The organism is Alteromonas sp. ABM1_013 (assembly GCF_056160505.1).
Map to the genome: position 1 here is coordinate 372,248 of NZ_JBSWXH010000003.1, position 19,640 is coordinate 391,887.

General features: G+C 43.9%; 18 protein-coding genes. 8 read left to right on the forward strand and 10 right to left on the reverse strand.

Going from position 1 to position 19,640, the window contains the following annotated elements:
* Positions 1-151 precede the first annotated feature (151 nt).
* On the forward strand, positions 152-517 hold the full coding sequence (locus tag ACXAGK_RS10005) for a DUF4870 domain-containing protein (RefSeq protein WP_474856073.1): 366 nt from the start codon (positions 152-154) through the stop codon (positions 515-517).
* Positions 518-594: 77 nt separating this feature from the next.
* Entirely contained in the window at positions 595-936 is a 342-nt protein-coding gene (locus ACXAGK_RS10010) for a CCC motif membrane protein (protein WP_474856075.1), read from the forward strand.
* 17 nt (positions 937-953) lie between these two features.
* On the opposite strand, the gene ACXAGK_RS10015 is transcribed toward ACXAGK_RS10010, so the two are convergent.
* From ACXAGK_RS10015 to ACXAGK_RS10025, 3 genes are all read right to left on the reverse strand, one after another.
* Positions 954-1,232, reverse strand: a complete 279-nt coding sequence (locus tag ACXAGK_RS10015; protein WP_474856077.1) for a hypothetical protein — start codon at positions 1,230-1,232, stop codon at positions 954-956.
* Positions 1,233-1,412: 180 nt separating this feature from the next.
* A complete protein-coding gene (locus ACXAGK_RS10020; protein WP_474856079.1) occupies positions 1,413-2,177 on the reverse strand; it encodes an SDR family NAD(P)-dependent oxidoreductase in 765 nt (254 codons plus the stop codon).
* Positions 2,178-2,238: 61 nt separating this feature from the next.
* Positions 2,239-3,153, reverse strand: coding sequence for a haloalkane dehalogenase (locus ACXAGK_RS10025; protein WP_474856081.1), 915 nt, complete (start codon positions 3,151-3,153; stop codon positions 2,239-2,241).
* 243 nt (positions 3,154-3,396) lie between these two features.
* Here ACXAGK_RS10025 and ACXAGK_RS10030 point away from each other — a divergent pair, with 243 nt between their 5' ends.
* From ACXAGK_RS10030 to ACXAGK_RS10040, 3 genes are all read left to right on the forward strand, one after another.
* On the forward strand, positions 3,397-5,520 hold the full coding sequence (locus ACXAGK_RS10030) for a 3-hydroxyacyl-CoA dehydrogenase NAD-binding domain-containing protein (protein ID WP_474856083.1): 2,124 nt from the start codon (positions 3,397-3,399) through the stop codon (positions 5,518-5,520).
* Between the two features lie 196 nt (positions 5,521-5,716).
* The gene (locus tag ACXAGK_RS10035) at positions 5,717-6,898 is read left to right on the forward strand and encodes an acetyl-CoA C-acyltransferase (RefSeq protein ID WP_474856084.1); all 1,182 of its coding nucleotides are present in this window, start codon (positions 5,717-5,719) and stop codon (positions 6,896-6,898) included.
* A 9-nt stretch (positions 6,899-6,907) separates the two neighbouring features.
* Positions 6,908-8,707: an acyl-CoA dehydrogenase C-terminal domain-containing protein gene (locus tag ACXAGK_RS10040; RefSeq protein ID WP_179983206.1), complete on the forward strand. Its 1,800-nt coding sequence runs from the start codon at positions 6,908-6,910 to the stop codon at positions 8,705-8,707.
* Between the two features lie 457 nt (positions 8,708-9,164).
* Here ACXAGK_RS10040 and ACXAGK_RS10045 read toward each other — a convergent pair whose 3' ends face one another.
* From ACXAGK_RS10045 to ACXAGK_RS10060, 4 genes are all read right to left on the reverse strand, one after another.
* The gene (locus tag ACXAGK_RS10045; RefSeq protein WP_118495189.1) at positions 9,165-9,563 is read right to left on the reverse strand and encodes a DUF3718 domain-containing protein; all 399 of its coding nucleotides are present in this window, start codon (positions 9,561-9,563) and stop codon (positions 9,165-9,167) included.
* Between the two features lie 310 nt (positions 9,564-9,873).
* Entirely contained in the window at positions 9,874-10,272 is a 399-nt protein-coding gene (locus ACXAGK_RS10050) for a DUF3718 domain-containing protein (protein WP_474807234.1), read from the reverse strand.
* Between the two features lie 356 nt (positions 10,273-10,628).
* Positions 10,629-11,585 (reverse strand): sugar-binding transcriptional regulator, encoded by a 957-nt coding sequence (locus tag ACXAGK_RS10055; protein ID WP_474856087.1) that lies wholly within the window; start codon positions 11,583-11,585, stop codon positions 10,629-10,631.
* The gene (locus tag ACXAGK_RS10060; protein WP_474856089.1) at positions 11,578-12,273 is read right to left on the reverse strand and encodes an HAD family hydrolase; all 696 of its coding nucleotides are present in this window, start codon (positions 12,271-12,273) and stop codon (positions 11,578-11,580) included. The genes ACXAGK_RS10055 and ACXAGK_RS10060 overlap by 8 nt, the downstream gene beginning before the upstream one ends.
* 457 nt (positions 12,274-12,730) lie before the next feature.
* On the opposite strand from ACXAGK_RS10060, the gene ACXAGK_RS10065 reads away from it, so the two are divergent.
* Both ACXAGK_RS10065 and ACXAGK_RS10070 read left to right on the forward strand, forming a co-directional pair.
* The gene (locus ACXAGK_RS10065; RefSeq protein WP_474856090.1) at positions 12,731-14,446 is read left to right on the forward strand and encodes a purine-cytosine permease family protein; all 1,716 of its coding nucleotides are present in this window, start codon (positions 12,731-12,733) and stop codon (positions 14,444-14,446) included.
* 10 nt (positions 14,447-14,456) lie between these two features.
* Positions 14,457-15,974, forward strand: coding sequence for a mannitol dehydrogenase family protein (locus tag ACXAGK_RS10070; protein ID WP_474856092.1), 1,518 nt, complete (start codon positions 14,457-14,459; stop codon positions 15,972-15,974).
* Positions 15,975-16,125: 151 nt separating this feature from the next.
* On the opposite strand, the gene ACXAGK_RS10075 is transcribed toward ACXAGK_RS10070, so the two are convergent.
* The 3 genes from ACXAGK_RS10075 to ACXAGK_RS10085 form a co-directional block, all read right to left on the reverse strand.
* A complete protein-coding gene (locus ACXAGK_RS10075; RefSeq protein WP_474856094.1) occupies positions 16,126-16,518 on the reverse strand; it encodes a DUF3718 domain-containing protein in 393 nt (130 codons plus the stop codon).
* 277 nt (positions 16,519-16,795) lie between these two features.
* Positions 16,796-17,815, reverse strand: a complete 1,020-nt coding sequence (locus tag ACXAGK_RS10080) for a CobW family GTP-binding protein (RefSeq protein ID WP_474856095.1) — start codon at positions 17,813-17,815, stop codon at positions 16,796-16,798.
* A gap of 189 nt (positions 17,816-18,004) precedes the next feature.
* A complete protein-coding gene (locus ACXAGK_RS10085; RefSeq protein ID WP_474807214.1) occupies positions 18,005-18,907 on the reverse strand; it encodes a LysR family transcriptional regulator in 903 nt (300 codons plus the stop codon).
* Between the two features lie 229 nt (positions 18,908-19,136).
* Here ACXAGK_RS10085 and ACXAGK_RS10090 point away from each other — a divergent pair, with 229 nt between their 5' ends.
* Entirely contained in the window at positions 19,137-19,592 is a 456-nt protein-coding gene (locus tag ACXAGK_RS10090; RefSeq protein WP_474856098.1) for a MaoC family dehydratase, read from the forward strand.
* Positions 19,593-19,640 lie beyond the last annotated feature (48 nt).

Below are 19,640 nucleotides of genomic sequence, written 5' to 3' on the forward strand. Positions count from 1 at the left end.
GAATCGACGTTCACATAGACATGAGGTAGCATTGTGTAACGCTGCGCAGTTTTTGTAAAACAAATTTGATGTTCGAGTTAAGCTCGCTGCGGCGAAACAATAGACGTTTATATTTATCAAATAAAACCAACTAACTAATAAGGAAGAATTTATGTCAACGGAAGAACCGGTTTATTGGGGGCTTAATGCTCGCAGCTACTGCACACTTATCCACGTGTCGCAATTATCCAGCTTTATTATTCCTGGCTTAGGCATTGTTTTGCCAATTGTGCTTTGGATAGCGCATAAAGATCAAAATGAAGATATTAATCAGCACGGTCGAGTAACAGCTAATTGGCTGCTGAGCCTGCTCGTTTATTCGGTGATTTGTTTTATTCTTACTTTTATCATCATTGGCGCCCTAGGGTTTATCGTACTTGGTTTGATGAACATCATTTTCGCGATAATAGCAGCGGTAAAAGCTAATAAAGGTGAGCTATGGGTCTACCCACTAAGCTTTCAGTTTATAAAACGCTAGCAAAAAAGGTGGGCTGTCTATAATTTAAACAATTCATAGGCTGAACATTTAATTATTCATCAAGGAAGAGAAGCACAATGCAAAATCAAACAGATAATAAGATTCCTGGCGCCAGTACTGTTTACTGGTCTGCGGTACTGAGCTGTACTTTATTTATCTTTGGTGGATTTGCGATTGTGTTCTCTTTGCTGTCACTATTTTTGGCTAGCAACGCTAAGAAAAGCCTATCCCTTCCTTACAAGCAATATTCAAACTCATCGACGCTTACTAAAGGGAAAATTATTGCTTACATAGGTTTAGTATTAAACGTTGCTGTTTTAGGTGTCACAATTTGGACTCTGAATACCATTGGCTGGGACGCATGGTCTGATGAATTCGTTCGCAGGTGGAATGAAGGGCTCGAGCAGCACAGTCGTTAGCGACTAGTTATTGAAGTTTATTTTTTGCCTTTGAAGCTACCGCTAGGTAAAGCGTCGTGGACTAGATATTGACCTTTCTTTTTGGCGAAAGTTGGCGACGGCAAAATATCAATACGTTTAAAGGTGTTTAGCGCTAGCGATTTGCTTAGACGAATTTTTTTATAACTCTGAGAGGCGGTAGTTACCTTAAGGGCTGATATTGAAGGTGTCGTTTCTTGTGCGATGCAGATATTTGAGGCGCTTATAATGGTAAACAGCCCTACAGTGGAAAAAATGTTTTTAATCAGGTTTTTCATCGCATTCTTCTCTTTCTCACTAAGAAAAGATCTCGGAGGCGGTTGCACTCGCCTCCTTAATCGACTTTGTTTGTTCTCCTCCATTACACCCAAAGTAGAGAAAAACCTAAAGGCACTGTGTTATACAAAGGTATAGCTTCTTATACTTAGGGCTAAGATGTTAATTAGCAATTTTGTTCACTACCACGCGGTTACACCGCCGTCTACGGCTATGGTTTGCCCGTTCATATAGCTATTGCCTGGTGACAACATTAGCATCATGGTGTTTACGATTTCTTGCGGCTCGCCCAAACGTTTCATTGGGCTGCCCATGCCAAGCTGTTCCCGTGCCTCAGGGGTATTGTAACCATCCACGTTTAAAATATTAGTTGGGCTATAAAAGGGGCATATGGCATTAACACGAACATTTTTACGGCCATATTCTACAGCTGCGGTACGGGTAATTCCCGACACCGCGTGTTTTGCCGCTGCGTAGGCACCACCTTTAGGCGCTCCGCCTAACCCCGCTAGTGAGCTAACATTGAGAACGTGGCCCTGCTTTTGTGCGAGCATGACTGGAATTTGATATTTCATTCCAAACATCACTCCTTTAACATTTACAGCAAACTGTGAATCTATAATCTCTTCAGTCATCTGATGCACAGGCGCTGGATTATGGGCAATGCCAGCATTATTTACGGCTATGTCTAGTCTACCGAAGGTTTCCATAGCTTTATCAACTAGAGTTTTGTTCAGCGATTCGCTTGCTATATTGCCTGCTAGCACCACCACATCTGTTAGCGCTTTTACATCGTTCTGCGTTTCTTCAAGGGCGGTTTGGTTAATATCAGAAAGCACGAGCTTCGCGCCTCTGTTAGCAAGTCCTAAAGACAATAAACGGCCAAAGCCGCTGCCCGCACCTGTAATCAATACAACTTGCCCGGTAAAATCGAGTAGAGCGTCCATGGTAAACTCCTAGTTTCTAATATTTATGGAAGTTAAGTCTGTTGATAGTTTGTCGTTGAAACTATTTAAGCTGTGTTTGTTTAACAAACTGAATAAGTAGCTTAGCTAGCTCTTCGCCTTTATCTTCTTGAATAAAGTGCCCGCCGTTTTTCACTATGGTATGTGACATACCTTTGCAGCCCGGCACCAGCTTTTGAAATATCTTATCGCCACCTTTAGTGACAGGGTCACTATCACCAAAAGCGGTAACAAAAGGTTTTTGGAAGTGCTTAAGTTTTTCCCAAGCATTTCTGTTCGCCTGCGCCTCTGCATTATCAGGGCTTGTAGGAACAAGTAGGGGGAACATGCGTGCACCAGCCTTGTAACTCTCGTCAGGGAAAGGGGCGTCATAAGCAGCCAGTGTTGCAGCACTTAATTCGGTTGTCGTTGCATTTTGGATAATGGTTGAAGTTGGGAATTGGGGCACGTCCTGAGAGAAACGACGCCATTTGATGAAAGCATCACTTGGTTGGTGGTCACCGGTCGGCAGTCCGGTGTTAGACACCATTACGCCGGAAAAGCGGTCTGGCATATCTGCAACGAGTCGCAGTCCTAACAGACCTCCCCAATCTTGGCAAAACAAGGTCACCGGGTCTTTAGTGACCTGTGTAAACCAGTCTTTTGTCCATATCACGTGGCGTGCATAAGAATAGTCTTCTTTTCTTACAGGCTTGTCAGAACGTCCAAAACCAATTAAATCCGGTGCTATCACATTGAAACCAGCGTCAGCTAGCAGTGGCATTATTTTTCGATACAGATAAGCCCAAGTAGGTTCACCATGCATTAACAGTACTGTATGTCCATCTTGAGGGCCGCACTGATAGTACGCCATCGAAATCACACTACTGATAGTATCAGTGACTTCTACAAACTTAGGGGGGTAGGGAAAATCATCGATATTGTCAAAAGCACTTTCTGGCGTTTTACGGACCTGCATAGATAAACATCCTTTGTAAATGAAATGTAATATTACTCTATTGATGTTAACAAAAGCATTGGTGAGGGAAGCTGTCAATTAAAGCTTAAGTAAGCTATGTCAGGGGCTACACGGGAAGGTGAGCCTATAAAAGGGGTAGCGGTCATTATTAAAAATTATGATAAATGTCTATAACACCAATAAACTTGGATGATTAACAACACTGCAATAACATCCAGTTAACGTGATAAACAGGACATGGTTATGAGCGAGATGGAAAATAAAGCCGTAGAATATGCAGTACAACAAGGCGTTGCTACACTGACAATGCAGAGCGCGCCTGTAAATGCGCTATCCCGTGCTATTAGAGTAGGGCTAATAGAAGGTATAGATAGCGCACTTAATGATGAAAGTGTCAGTGCGATTGTTATTACTTCTTCACTCCCTATTTTTTCGGGGGGCGCTGATATCAGCGAATTCTCTGGCGGCGATCTATCTCCCATGTTGCCTGAAGTATTAGACAAAATAGAGAATGCGTCTAAACCCGTAATCGCAGTGCTTCCAGGGCCAGCGTTTGGTGGTGGTCTAGAGGTGGCGCTAGCGTGTCACCACCGTATTACTTTTGCCGACAACAAGGTCGGTTTGCCCGAAGTTAACCTTGGCATTCTTCCCGGTGCCGGTGGTACACAGCGTTTGCCACGCCTAGCTGACGCACAAACCTCACTGCAAATGATTGTCACAGGTAAACCAACTTCTGTCGTTAAATTACCCGGTGTATTCGACAAAATTTCTGATAAGCCTGAGCATTTACTTGACGATACCAAAGCGTATTTACAATGCTTAACACCTGATAAAGCGATAAAGCGTACCAGTGACATTACACTGACTATGTCAGATGAGACGCAGGCCGTGTTCGATGCGGTTACCGCACAAACTAAGAAAGCGGCTCGAGGTTTCTTTGCGCCATTAAAATGTATTGAAGCTGTGCGCGGTGCATACACGCTAGCGTTTGAAGACGGTCTTAAAAATGAAGGCAAGCTTTTCATGGAATGCATGAACACGCCACAGGCGCGTGCCCAACAGCATTTCTTCTTCGCTGAGCGTGCAGCAGGTCACGTAAGTGATTTTGATAAAAACACACCAGAGCGCAGCATCGAAAAAGTCGCCATTATCGGTGCCGGCACTATGGGCGGCGGCATTGCTATGAACTTTGCCAACGCGGGTATTCCAGTCACCATGCTAGAGCTTAAAGAAGAAGCGCTAGAGAAAGGTCTGGCCCTTATCCGTAAGAATTACGAAAATTCAGCGAAAAAAGGTAAGTTGACTCAAGAGCAAGTAGAAAGTCGAATGGCGCTTCTTTCTGGCACAACGTCATACGACGATCTAGCTGATGTCGACCTGGTAATCGAAGCCGTTTTTGAAAAGATGGAAGTAAAGAAAACGGTATTCTCAACACTTGATAAAGTGTGCAAGCCAGGCGCTATTCTAGCCTCTAACACATCTACTCTAGATATTGACGAAATCGCGACAGCCACCTCTCGCCCTGAAGATGTCATTGGGCTTCATTTCTTCTCGCCAGCCAATGTAATGAAGCTACTTGAAGTGGTTAAAGCTGAGAAGACATCTGCTGAAGTTATTAAAACTTGTATGAAGATGGCTAAGAAAATCAGAAAGGTCGCTGTTTTAGTAGGCGTATGCTTCGGATTTGTGGGCAATCGTATGATTGAACCCTATGGCCGTGAAGCGAACCGATTATTACTTGAAGGGGCAACGCCTGAGCAAGTAGATCGCGTGCTTACCGAGTTTGGCATGCCAATGGGCCCGTTCACCATGGGAGATATGGCAGGTTTAGATATTGGCTATTATGTGCGCCAGTCTCGCCAAGAGCATATCTCTCACGACCCTGCGTATGGTGCTGTAGCAGATCGCCTGGTTGAAATGGGGCGCAACGGTCTAAAAACGGGTCGTGGAGCCTACAACTATGAGCCCGGCAGTCGAGTACCCATTCCAGATCCTGAAGTATTAGAAATTGCTAAGCAGGAAGCCGAACGTTTAGGCGTGGTCCAGCGCTCAGACATCAGCGATGAAGAGATCCTAGTTCGTGTTATGTATTCACTAATAAACGAAGGTGCTGCCATTTTAGAAGAAGGAATTGCGGCAAAATCTAGCGATATTGATGTGATCTATGTCTACGGTTATGGCTTCCCTGTGTATCGCGGCGGCCCTATGCAATATGCGGACGAGGTAGGGCTTGGCACTATTTTAGATAAGCTTACGACTTATCGTGACCAGCTAGGTGAATACGGGGAAATGTGGCTAGAGCCAAGTGACCTACTTGTTAGGTTGGCGCAGGAAGGTGGCACATTTAAAAATTACCAACCCAAGTAGGGATAGGTAAAACGTGAATGGCGTGAACATTGAGTGTTTACGCCGTCGAAGAAAATTTTAAGTAAAGCAAAGCGCCTGTTCTAAAAGCCGATTCTAAGAACTGATTCTAAGAACTGATTCTACGAAATTGGTCTTAGATAAAAAGCGCTAGCGAAATTTAGGCTGAACATTCAGCCCAACTGAAAGGAACAATACAATGCGCGATGCAGTGATTGTAAGTACAGCACGTACGCCAATAGGCCGCGCCTATAAAGGTGCGCTAAACAATTTACCAGCTCCTTCATTAGGTGGTCATGCCATTCAAAATGCCGTAGAACGCGCAGGTGTCGACCCTGCCAGCGTAGACGATGTAGTCATGGGCGCGGCACTTACTCAGGGCAGCGGCGGCATGAATATAGGTCGCTTAGCGGGTCTTGCTGGTGGATTGCCCGTGACGGTAGCTGGCATGACGCTAGACCGTCAATGTAGCTCTGGTATGTATGCAATTGCTACTGCTGCGAACTCAATTCGTACTGGCGACACCAATATTATGGTTGCAGGTGGCCTAGACTCAATTTCACTTGTGCAAAATAAGAACATGAATATGTTCCGCGCCGTAGACCCTGCACTTGTTGCGAAGCACAAAGACATTTATATGCCTATGCTGCAAACCGCTGAAGTAGTGGGTAAGCGCTACAACATCAGCAGAGATGTACAAGATGAGTACGGTTATCAAAGTCAAATGCGCACCGCAGCAGCCCAAGAAGCAGGTAAATTTGACGACGAAATTGTTCCTATCACTGCAGTTCAAGCGGTATTCAATAAAGAAACGGGTGAAACCTCTGAGCGAGAAGTGACCTTGTCAAAAGACGAAGGCAATCGCCCAGAAACAACCTTAGAAGGGCTTAAAGCACTGAACCCTGTTATTGAAGGCGGTTGTATTACTGCAGGTAACGCAAGTCAGCTCTCTGATGGTGCAAGCGCAACAGTAATTATGGATGAACAGTCGGCAGCAAAAGGTAATGCGCAGCCTCTTGGTATTTATCGCGGTATTGCAGTGGCAGGCTGTGAGCCAGATGAAATGGGAATTGGCCCAGTGTTCGCCATTCCTAAGCTATTAAAGCAGCATGGATTAACCATGGACGATATCGGTCTATGGGAGCTTAACGAAGCGTTTGCGGTACAAGTACTGTATTGCCGCGATAAGTTAGGCATTCCAGACGAATTATTAAATGTAAACGGCGGTGCCATTTCTATTGGTCACCCATACGGCATGAGCGGTGCTCGCATGGTGGGTCACGCACTCATCGAAGGTAAACGACGCGGTGCGAAATATGTTGTTTGCACCATGTGTATCGGTGGCGGCATGGGCGCTGCTGGTCTATTTGAAGTAATATAGGTATTGGGTATGGAAGGTTATAAAGCTCCACAACGTGACGCCATGTTTGTAACACATGAGTTGCTAGATTATCAAAATCACTATCAAAAACTGGGTTTCGACGAAGCCTCTGAAGACCTAGTTTCGGCGATTTTTGCTGAAGCGGCTAAGTTTTCTGAAAACACCCTTGCACCCATTAATGCATCGGGCGATGAAGAAGGGTGTAAGTGGGTTGACGGTGAAGTAACAACGCCAAAAGGGTTTAAAGAAGCTTACCAAACCTACGTTGAAGGTGGCTGGCCAAGCATGTCGCATCCAGAAGAGTTCGGTGGTCAAGCGCTACCTTATTCTTTGTCATCCATAATTGCTGAGTGGTTCTCTGGTGCTAACCATTCGTGGGCTATGTATCCAGGGCTCAGTCAGGGCTGTATGGAAACGCTTAAGGCTCACGGCACGGAACTGCAGCAAAAAATGTTTCTTGAAAAATTGGTTAGCGGTGAGTGGACAGGCACCATGTGCTTAACTGAAGCACACTGTGGCTCTGACTTAGGTATGCTTAAATGCCGTGCCGAGCCTCAAGAAGATGGCAGCTACAGCTTAACAGGCACAAAAATCTTTATCTCTGCCGGTGAGCACGATATGTCTGAGAATATCGTACACATCGTGCTGGCGCGCTTACCTGATGCGCCAGAGGGTACAAAAGGTATTTCGCTGTTTGTTGTACCAAAGTTCAACGTATCTGAAGATGGTGAAAAGCAAGACAGAAACGCGGTAGCCTGTGGCAGTATTGAACACAAAATGGGTATTAAAGCCAGTGCTACCTGTGTCATCAACTTTGATGGTGCTAAGGGCTTCTTAATTGGTCCACCTAACCGTGGCCTCAACTGCATGTTCACCTTCATGAATACCGCCCGTATTGGTACTGGGCTAGAAGGTCTTGCTGCATCTGAAGCATCTTTTCAGGGCGCATTGCGCTACGCGAAAGACCGTATTCAGTTTCGCTCACTGACGGGGCGTAAAAACCCTGATGGCCCTGCTGACCCAATAATTGTGCACCCTGATGTGCGCCGTATGCTACTAACACAAAAAGCGTTTGCTGAAGGAAATCGTGCGCTAGCGGCTTACTGCATGCAAATGGTTGATGTCACGCTCTACGGCGATGATGCGGCAGAAAAGCAGGTCGCAGAAGCTAAACTTGCTTTCTTAACGCCTATTGTTAAAGCGTTTTTGACCGAAACGGCACAAGAAGCAACCAGCTACGGCATGCAGGTTTACGGCGGTCATGGCTTTATTAAAGAGTGGGGTATGGAGCAGTTGGCGCGGGATACCCGCATTTGCACCATGTACGAAGGGACTACTGGTATTCAAGCGGTAGACTTGCTGGGTCGTAAAGTAATGGGCTCTAACGGCGAGCTTCTGAACGTATTCGTACAAGAAGTTCGTGACTACTGTAATTCACTTCGCGACAACGCGCAATTTAGCGCTTGGACGAATGCCCTGAACTCTCACCTTGATGAGTGGCAACAAATTACCATGGATATTGGTAAAGCTGCGGCGTCGAACCCTGATGAAATTGGTGCGGCGTCCGTAGATTACTTAATGTATTCAGGTTATGTCACTGTTGCTTACTTCTGGCTTAAAATGGCGGTGAAGGCACAAGAACAACTTGATGCAGGTAGCACTGAAACTGAGTTTTATAAGAGTAAAATTTTAACAACGGGCTTCTACTTTGACCGATTGTTGACACGTACTCGCTCACTGGTTTCTGCAATGCAGTCAGGCGCTGATAACTTAATGTCTATGCCAGAGAGCATGTTTGCCATAGAGTAATTACATAAAATTGAAACAAGTGCGCTAATATATAACGCACTAAAGGCCGAGAAAATTACGTAGCCGAGAAAATGATTGAACCATTGATCATCGGATATGTTGTTTTACTCGGCCTTTTTGTTCTTAAAGTAATTTAGAGGAAGTGAGCACTTTCGTTTTCTCCCGATACACAAAGGTTGATCATTGCCTAACGCTATTATTATGGGGAGAGCAGGTTGATGCGTTTGATATAAGCGTGTGAGATAGAATTGAAAACCATTTCCCACCGATTACAAAGCGGTTTAATTCAAGCGAGTCGCATTGGCTGCACAGGAAAAAGCCTGAATGGGTGCAAAAAGAAATGATAGATTTTATAGAGCCTAGAAAGGGGTGAGGCCCCTAAAAGGGGCCTCCAGTGCGGCGTCCTGCCGCTACCATGTTGAACTGCTGTATCACATGGTGTGATTAATTTGTTGTATTAAATTCTGCCGTCAAGTTCAGCTGAAATAGGTGAGCTTTGTAGGCCTTGTTCAGCAATCCAAGCTTGGAGCGTTTTGCCGTCAGACTCTGGCTGAGCCAAGTCTTTGCTTGGCATTTTCTTAACAAGAAGTGTACCTACTTCAACTGCATTGTTGGTAATAGCTGTACGGATCAAGCTTTGTCCGTTACAAGAGATACCAGAGTAGTAGTCGCGAAGCTTTAATTTGTAGTCTGACTGAACACTACGCATTTTTTTACGAAGTTCGCCTTTATCATCTGCTTGAACAATAGTGCAAATGTTAGCTAGTGCTTCGTTTATGTCATTAGCTTGCGCTGCGTTAGAGAAAGCTAAAGTAGATGCCGCAATTACTAGAGAAGTTTTAACGATTTTCAACATGGTTAAATTCCTTCGTTTGTTGTTATTAAGATTATGTTTGTTCGTTGAGATATATTAAACCTGAATCTAAGTTACTGAAAAACATGTTGTAAAATAACAGGGTATACCAAAGTATACCTATGAAAAATAAACTTACTCCCTCGCTGCTTACCTCACTCGATTTTTTAGTTACCAAAGCAGTCGTATTAAACTTTTAAGGGTAAGCTACATAGTAAAAGGCAATAAAAAAGGCCCCGTAGCAGAGGGGCCTTAGCGCAGCATGTGCTGCTACCATGTTGAATTGGTTCACATGGCTTTGTGAAAACGGTATCTAAATTCTGTCGTTAAGCTCCGCTGAGATTGGCGAGCTTTGTAAGCCTTGTTCTGCAATCCATGCTTGTAAGGTTTTACCGTCAGACTCTGGCTGCGTTAGGTCTTTGCTAGGCATTTTTTTCACCAGTAGTGTGCCTACTTCCACAGCGTTGCTGGTGAGCGCTGTGCGGATAAGACTTTGACCGCCGCAAGAAACACCTGCGTAATAGTCGCGTAGCTTCAATTTAAAGTCAGACTGAACGCGACGCATTTTTTTACGCAGTTCGCTTTTATCGTCAGCTTGTACAATAGTACAGATGTTTGCCAAAGCCTCGTTTACATCGTCAGCATGAGCTGAGTTAGAAAAAGCTAGAGTAGAGGCTGCAATTACTAGAGAGGTTTTAACGATTTTCAACATGGTTAAATTCCTTCGTTTGTTTTATTAATCGGTTTGTTTGTTCGGGATTAATTAAAGGACAACCAAAGCGTTTAAAAAATACTCACTGAAATAACTAAGTATGTCAGCTAATACCTTATACTAAAGGTGTAAGTGGGTGAGGGAGAGCTATAGCCTTTAGTATATAAGGCATTGGTGAGATAGACGGCGGTTTAGAATTTATTGTTAAAGCACCAAATAAAGTGCAAAAAAACAGCGTTTGATGCCGTTTTTTTGCATTTTAACTATGTCGAAAAGCGAATTAGCGCCCAGTTAGTCTTAGTGGGTTGGCACTAAAAGCACATCAAAGTCCTTTGTTTACTCGGGGGAAGATAGTGTTAGACTTCGAGTAATGCTGATGCTGTTCGCTCCGTTGTGATAAGGCCATTTAAAAACTTAGAGCGAAGTGCGCCCCTAATTGCTTTAAATTTACTATCGCCCGCCGCCACGCCAATAACAGGCTTTTCTGGCGTAGCTTTCAATTTAAAGCTCGTTACTCTTTCATTAATATCGCATTTTATGAGTGCACCTTCTTCATTAAAGATCCAACTTATGATTTCGCCACATGCGCCAGAGTCAGACAATACGTCTAATTCGTCATCGCCGATAAAGCCGTCTTTGTAAAGCGGTGACACGCTACCTAAATTGCCGATACCGACAAAACTAATATCCGCCTGCTCAGCAAGCGCGTGAATGCGTGAAATATGCTGTTGTTGCTGCCACACTTCGCGTTCTGACTTACTTGAGGCTATAACTGGTGTCGGCATGGGGTAATGCTGCGCTTTTACCCTATCAGCAACGTGAACGGCAACATCATATCGTGTAGCTTCGCCGTTATCTGCAATATTGCCTACTAGCGACACTATTTTATGCTGGGGACAATGAAGAATAGATAGTTCATCTGCACACGCTCGAAGAACACGCCCTGTGCCAAAAGCAATAGTTTGTGGCGTATCAAATTTAAGGGCTCGCTCTATGGCGGCAGCGCCTGCTTGGCCCAGCCCCTGTGTGGAATTAGGATCGTCGTCAACGTTGGGTACCACTTCGCAAAATGTAAGCCCGAATTTTTCTTTAATCCCTTGCGCCAACTCCATGCATCTGGCTATGGGATGCTCCAAACGCACCTTGACCAAGCCTTCTGACATAGATAATGCCACAAGACGCTGAGCGCTCTGACGTGATGTATTAAGGGTCTTTGCAATTTCGTCTTGTGTTTTGCCCCCAACGTAATACATCCATCCTGCTCTTGCTGCTTCGTCTAGTTTGTTGAGTTCGTTTTGTGCTTTCTTACTCATTTATTTTTCTCGCGTCGAAAATGTCAGGGAGAAGAGAATGAAATTCGTCCCATGAATTGAGTGATTTACTGTTATTTGGAATATCAGCTTTTATATCGTTATGTAAATGTGCACCACCGGTAAAATGGAGGCAGGGCATATTGGCGGCTACTGCTGCGGCTAAACCGGGCTGAGAGTCTTCAATAACTAAGCAGTTTTCAGGTTTTATACCCATGGTTACCGCAGCATGTAAAAACAGGTCGGGTGCTGGTTTACCATTCTTGACCATAGAGCGCGTGAAAATACGTCCGTCAAAATAAGAGAAAAGGCCGGTGCTTTTTAACGCTTTAGTCGTTCTTTCGGGAGAACTGCTTGTGGCAACACAATAGGGAATGTGGCGGGCATCAAGGTTTGTTAATACGTTATTGATGCCTGGTGTCCTTCGCAACGAGTGCTCAAACTTTTCGTAGAGCAAAGCGTGAAAGTCCTCTTTAACCACCTCAGTCAACTCAAAGCTGAAGTCGGTTTTTAGTATCTTTTCTACGTGTTCTACGCTTTTACCAAGAAAGTGAGCGATAAAGAACTGCTTCGATAAAGAAATGTTATAGTCATTTAGAATTTCCTGCCAAGCTTCCATAGACAGCACTTCGCTATCAATGAGTACACCGTCACAATCAAAGATCACTAACTTTACGGTAGTTGTTTGCAAAGGTTACTTTTCCTCATATCAAAAACACCAGTTATACGAAGATTTCACTACCAAAAGGAAAGAACATACCATCAACTTGGTAATGACATAATAAAACAGCGTGTACATTTGCCTAAGTGTAAAGTAATTGGTGCTTTGCTTTCTACCTTTTAAAACACTTTAGTAATACGCAAGTCGCAAGCGCATCTTTAATATTCAATTCATTAACAATTATTGCTTCGCCAATATCCCATAAGTTCAAAGGATTAGCGTTTTAATAGCGCTTTATTGGCGAAAAAATAGCAAATAATATTGTGTTAAATTTGTACTTACATCGCACTTTGTTTTGTTAATAGGTATTTACAATTCCATTTCCATGTGCAAATATCTACCGAAATGAGATATGTCCCATATAGTGAGCGAATGCTCAAAAGTGATTTTTAATAAGGGACGGCCACCTACAACAAGAGATTTGAAGATGAAGTCAACGTCGAGCGATATTGATATTTCACAGGTAAGCGATGAGCAACTCCCTGTCGCTAAACATAAATTAAAGGGATGGAAGCATTTCATGGGCTTGTATGCCGGTGAACATGTTGCCGCAACAGAATTTGTTTTTGGTGCAACGTTTGTCGCCCTAGGCGCCACCATGACCGACATCTTGTTAGGCTTACTTATTGGTAACCTACTGGCGGTTTTAAGCTGGACACTAATCACTACACCTATCGCTGTTGAAACCCGTCTAAGCTTGTACTCCTATCTTCAAAAGATAGCGGGCGATTCGATGACAAAGCTCTATAACTGGGCGAATGTGATCATATTCACCGTAATATCAGCTGCAATGATCACAGTATCGGCAACGGCGGTGCGCTTTGCGTTAAATATTCCTGCACAGTTGAACTGGTACCCAACTAATTTAGCCTTTGTCGCTGTAGTTCTAGCGGTAGGGGTTATCGTTGTGTTTGTTGCCATGTATGGGTTTAACGCCGTATCTGACTTCTCCCGCATTTGTGCACCTTGGCTGTTCACTATGTTCATCTGTGGTCCACTTATTCTTATGCCTGCACTGGCAGAATCTGTAATAGGGCAAACGTTTTTAACGTCGTGGAACGACTTTATGCATATCGGCAGTACGTCGGTATGGACGGGGTTAACGCAAAGCGGTGAACCAGGAATTGGCTTATTAGAAGTTATTGGCTTCTCTTGGGCAGCAAATACCATTACTCATTTTGGTCTTATTGATATGGCGCTACTTCGATTTGCAAAGCGAAAGCGCTACGGCCTTTGTACATCAGCAGGTATGTTGTTCGGTCATTATATCGCATGGATTTCAGCGGGTATTATGGGCGCTGGAACCGCGGTTATCGTTCAAAAATCTATTGTTGAACTCGACCCAGGCGATGTTGCTTTCCACGCGCTAGGTCTATCAGGTCTTGTTATTGTTATCGTGGCAGGTTGGACTACCGCAAATGCTAACCTTTATCGTGCCGGCCTTGCTGCACAAGCCATTTTTAAAGATAAGTCACGTACCAAAACCACTGCCGTTGTTGGTATGGTTACGGTGGCTATTGCTTGCTTCCCATTTGTATTTACCAAGTTACTACCGCTGCTAACTTATGCTGGGTTACTTGTTGTTCCAGTGGGGGCAATAGTATTCGCTGAGCATATGATTTTCCCTCGAATTGGGTATACACGCTACTGGGCACATTATCAAAGTCTTACCCATAGCACGCCAGCGGTTGCAAGCTGGGGCTTAGGGCTTGTGTTCGGCTTTGGTTTAAATGCTTTAGATGTAATTTCATTCTATTACCTGTTTATACCAACCTGGTTCTTTACTATTGCGGTATATACTGCGCTTGCAGCCAAGTATGGCGCAAAACAGTCATATCCAGAGCAGGAAGCGCAGGTAGAGGCTTTCGATGCACGCGTTGAAGCGCATCAACAACAAGAAGCCGCGTTAGAAAACGACCACGTTGAAGATATCAGCGCTGTAACCAAATTATTGCGCCTTACTTCTGTAGCTAGCCTACTTGTGTCCATCGCGCTAGCAGTTAAAACTTTTTCTCTTAGTGACACGCTTGCCGTGTACGAATCGAACCGAGATCTATTTTTCAATATTGGGTTCGCGTGCACCGTTATCTATTTCGTTACTGCGTATTGGGCGATGCGTCGCCAAAAAGCGCTTCAAAGCTAATAAGGTTTTTATGCAATCTCAAACGTCTATTTTATTAAACAAAGCTAATTTACCGTCGTTGCCGGCAGGTATTCAGCGCCCAGCCTACGATGTGGAGAATGTTCAAACAGGTATCGTCCACATTGGGGTAGGCGGCTTTCATCGTGCACATGAAGCTATGTACGTAGACAGGCTGATGGCTAAAACCGGCGATTTGTCTTGGGGCATTTGTGGCGTGGGTCTTCGCGAGAACGACCGCGCAATGAAAAAAGTGTTCGATGAGCAAGATAACCTGTACACCTTAGTTGAAAAACATAACGACGGCTCACGGGTTGCGTCAGTTATAGGAGCAATGACAGGGTTTATGATGGCAACGGATAACCCGCAAGCTGTCATTAATAAAATGTCTGAGCCTGAAGTGCGCATTGTTTCTTTAACTATCACAGAAGGTGGTTATAACTTTGATGCGTCTACAGGGGAGTTTATTACCACTAACCCAGACGTTATTCATGACATTGAAAACCCGAAAAATCCAAAACTTGTGTTTGGTTATTTGGTTGCTGCTATTAAAAAGCGTAAAGAAAACAATGTTAAGCCATTTACTGTTATGTCGTGCGACAACATTCAGCACAATGGTCATGTGCTGAAAAAAATGTTGCTCGCTTACATCGAGTTATTTGACCAAGCGTTAGCCCAATGGGTTAACGAGAATGTTAGCTTCCCTAACTCTATGGTAGACAGAATTACGCCTGCTACGACAAGCGAAGATATTGTTTCGTTAAAAGCGCAGGGTATTGAAGATAGCTGGCCGGTAGTATGTGAGCCTTTCGATCAGTGGGTTATTGAAGATGATTTTTGCAACACTAAGCCACAGTTTGACGAAGTGGGCGCACAATTTGTTAGCGATGTAGCCCCTTATGAAAAGTTGAAACTACGCATGCTAAACGCCGGGCATTCAGTACTAGGGCTAGTGGGTTCAGTTGCCGGTCTTGATACTATCCATGAGAGTGTAGAAGCTGCGCAGTTAAAGCAGCTATTGTCTATCTTTATGGAAAAAGAGGTGATGCCAACCCTAGATCAGGTTGAAGGCATTGATGTATTTGATTATCGCGACACGTTAATCTCTCGTTTTTCAAATCCGTTTATCAAGGATACCCTGGCGCGTATTTGCTTAGAAAGTTCAGCCAAACTGCCAGTATTCTTGCTGCCTACGGTACGCGACAACTTAGTAGCAGGTCGCGATATAAGTATTAGTGCCTTCGTCGTTGCGTGTTGGTCGTATTATTCAGATAAACACGCGTCTCAAGATGGAAAGCCGCTAGAAATCAACGATGTATTGTCTGATACACTTCATCAAGCTGCTCAACAAAACGAAACGGACAGCTTAAGTTTCTTGAAGGTAGAAGAAGTGTTTGGTGAGCTTGCTCAGCAAGAAAAATTTGCTGATGTCTACAAGGTATTCCTTGAGCGTGTCTATCAAAATGAGCCTGTACTTTCGATAAGCGAAGCAATTTCTGAAGAAAAGCTAGCGGTGGCTAAGGCCAGTTAGGTATTAGTTACTCATAAATAAACAAAAGGAGAGTTAATATTAACTCTCCTTTTTTTTAACTTAAAAAGAAAAAAGCGACCCGGAGGTCGCTTCTTAAAGTGCAGATTTCTCTGCAACCATGTTGAACTGGTTCACATGGCGTGAAATTGTCTCACAGTCGTTCTTTGAGTACTGCTGCGATCGGGCTGTCTTGCAAGCCGTTTTCCGCAACCCAAGCTTGTAAGGTTTTGCCGTCTGCTTCAGGGGCTTGCAAGTCGCTTTTTGGCATCTTTTTAACTAGCAACTCACCGGCTTCCACAGCGTTATTTAGCATCGCTGTACGAATTAGGCTATTACCACTGCAGCTTACGCCCGAATAGTAGTCTTTTAGTTTCATTCGATAGTCAGACTGAACTGCGCGCATCTTCTTTCTCAATTCGCCTTTATCGTCCGCCTGCACAATTGTGCATATATTTGCTAATGCCTCGCTAACGTCAGCGTGTGCTACTGATGACACACCGAAAGTACAAGCGATAACAAGAGAAGCTTTAACTATTTTCAACATGGCTAATTCCTCAAGTAAATTTTAATAATTGTTTTCGTTGAGAGAATTAAACGATAAAACTGACTTAAGAAAAATACATAAGCTAATACTTTGGTATATATCTTCATATCAAAAGGGGGCTAAGGTAACTGTAGAGGTTTTACCCCGTAATTAATTGCTTCGAAGTCTCAAAACTTTCCCTTTATCAAGGAAACCTTGTATGGCGAAATAAACTTTACGCTGGTGAACGGCGAGATAAAATATGCAAGGTCTTAAGTCACGCCTGCAGATCGAGTGATTAGCTGTTGTGAACACAGCCGGCTAGTTCGTCATCCCAATCGGTATTGACGCTAACAGCAATAATTTCAATTTTACTTTCAGCACATTCACTTAGCTCACTTTCAACTAAGTTGCCGTCTGCAAGGTTATAGCTAAATATGCCTGTGCTTGTGATCATTACCGCTTTTAAGCGTTCTACTTCTAGCTTATTTATCCAGGCTAATAGCGCATCTCTATCGAATTCTATGGAGGGGGAGTAGCGCCATCCCACAGCTTTAAAACCTTCCCCTTCATTTTCGATTTTTAAAAAGCCTGAATCGGGAAAAGGTCGCTCGTTAATTGAAAGTGCAGGCTCGCTATTGTGGTGATGGTGGGCATGTGCATTTATTTCTACAAGCGCATTCGATTTTCCCAGTAATACAGCAAAAGGTATTTCACCATGTTCGCAAAGTACGATAGGTGTTTTCTGCTTGCCTCTATTAACCGCATAGTCCGTTAAGTTTTCTTCTTCATTTAGCCCGTAAAGATCGCATTTATTTCCTACAATGACATCAGCAATATCAATTTGCTGATTAAACGTAGCATGCGTGGTATAGCGAGGATCGGTTAACTTTCTTGCATCAACTAACGTGATAGTACGCTGAATATCCAGCACGTCTTGATAGTGTTCAGCGCTTAAGGTTTGCATAACTTCTACAGGGTGTCCTAACCCAGTAGGTTCAATCAGTAAACGGTCGGGTTTAGACTGGGCGAGCAATTGATTTAATGCTATTTGCATAGGTAAGCCTGCAGCGCAGCACATACAGCCGCCGGGCACCTCTTTAATAAATACTCTCTGCGCATTTTCTGAGATGGAAGAAGGCTTTCCAGTTTGCATACCTTGTACAAGCGCACCATCAATACCTATCTCGCCGAACTCGTTAATTAGAATGGCCCAACGCTCGTTCGAAGGTTTTTGCTTTAACAGGTGTAGTAGAGCGGATGTTTTTCCCACACCTAGAAAGCCCGTGATGATGTTGGTAGGTACTGCTTTAATCATATTTATATTTGCTCTTACTATGCGACAAATACTTGTGACTGAATTTTCCTGCCGCAGCCAAGTAGCGCGTTTTGAAGGAAGAAAGCCACGACACCCTATCGAAGTGGTAAACGAAATAATCTAACAACAAAACGCCCCGCGGACATTTCAGGCAGCAGGGCGTTTTTTGCGTGTCAGCAATGTATACATTTAGTGTTGCTTGAAGTTACTTGCCACTTCCATAATTTGCTCACGCATCCACATATGTGCATAGTCGTGGTCTGCACTTACGTGCCAATACAAGTAGTATTCTACCGGTGGCAGGTCAAAAGGAAGTTCGTAAATAGCTAAATCATAGTGCTTCGCCAAATGAAACGGTAAGCAGGCGATGAGATCGGTTTTTACTATGGTACTAGGCACGGTTAAGAAGTGCTGCCCACGCATAACCTCTTTTCTTCGTTTGCCCATTTTGTCGAGTGCAATATCTATTGGACCCGCGCCAGATTTGCGCTGAGATACGTTGATATGCCCTAAACGCAAAAATGTATCTAAATCCAAACCGTTTTTAAGAGCTGGATGGTTTTTACGAGCGAGTACCACAAATCGGTCTTGCGCTATCTTCTCTTTACATAGGTGTGGGTCAGTAAACGTAGACGCATCGGCGAAGAAATCTAGCGTACCTGCAGCCATTGCTGATACTACTTGGCTTCGAGGGATCTCATAATTCGTTAAGGCGATATTAGGCGCTAAATTCTGTAAACGAGACACTAGGCGAGGCATGATACTGGCCTCTAATAAATCTCGGCTGGCAAAGTTGAAAGACTTCTCGGCAGTGAGTGGGTCAAACGTGTGGCTTTCCTGGACGCTCTTGCGTAACAATGCAAGCGCCTGCCGGGCTGGCACGATAATGTTCTGTGCTACGGGAGTAGGCGTCATACTGTGACCTGTGCGCACGAAAAGTGGGTCGTTCAACATTTCTCTTAATCTAGCTAACGAGTTACTAACCGCTGGTTGTGTTATACACAAGACATCAGCGGCCTTGGTTAAACTGCCTGCCGTATAAATAGCATCGAATACGGCAAATAGGTTCAAATCAATTCTATTGAGATTCATAACTAGTCCTTTACGGGCGAGTGCCCTAAAAAAAGCCAATAGATGAAGAACTGCTGTTTTTTCACAGCGAGAGTCAAGCAACTATAGAGACTGTTGCTACATAGCATCTACGAATAATTTACGTTAGTGTAACAAGAATATTTATAAATACCTATTATTAAAAGTTAATTGAAACATTCAACTGAATAATAGTAGTTTCATCGTTAATAAATGGAGACTGGACTTAGATATGAAGACGCTTTTAGATTTATCGGTTGGGGATGTGCTTGAACAAGCTGATTTTTTAACTGTAACTCAAGAAATGATTAATCAATTTGCTGATGCTACAGGTGACCACCAATGGATTCACCTAGACACGGCTCGCTGCGAAAAAGAGAGCCCGTTCAAAACAACAATAGCGCACGGGTTTTTGAGCGCCAGTCTTATGCCCAAAGCTTTTGGTGAGGTACTCGCTCCAAGCGACCAAATCACCTCAATGATAAATTATGGCATAGATAAACTTCGATTCCTTGAACCAGTCAAGTGCAATGACGGGTTAAAATACCAATTTAAACTTGTTGATGTGAGCGATAAGCCCCAGGGTAAGCTCTATAAGGTAGAGGCTAGCTGTATATTGAAGTCGAGCGGGAACCCTGCACTCGTCGGAAGCTTTTTAATGTTAGCGGTCATGAAACCGCAAAAGTAACTAAGCCATGCTGAAGAGACCGGAGATTCTAGCGCTTAAATTCGAAGG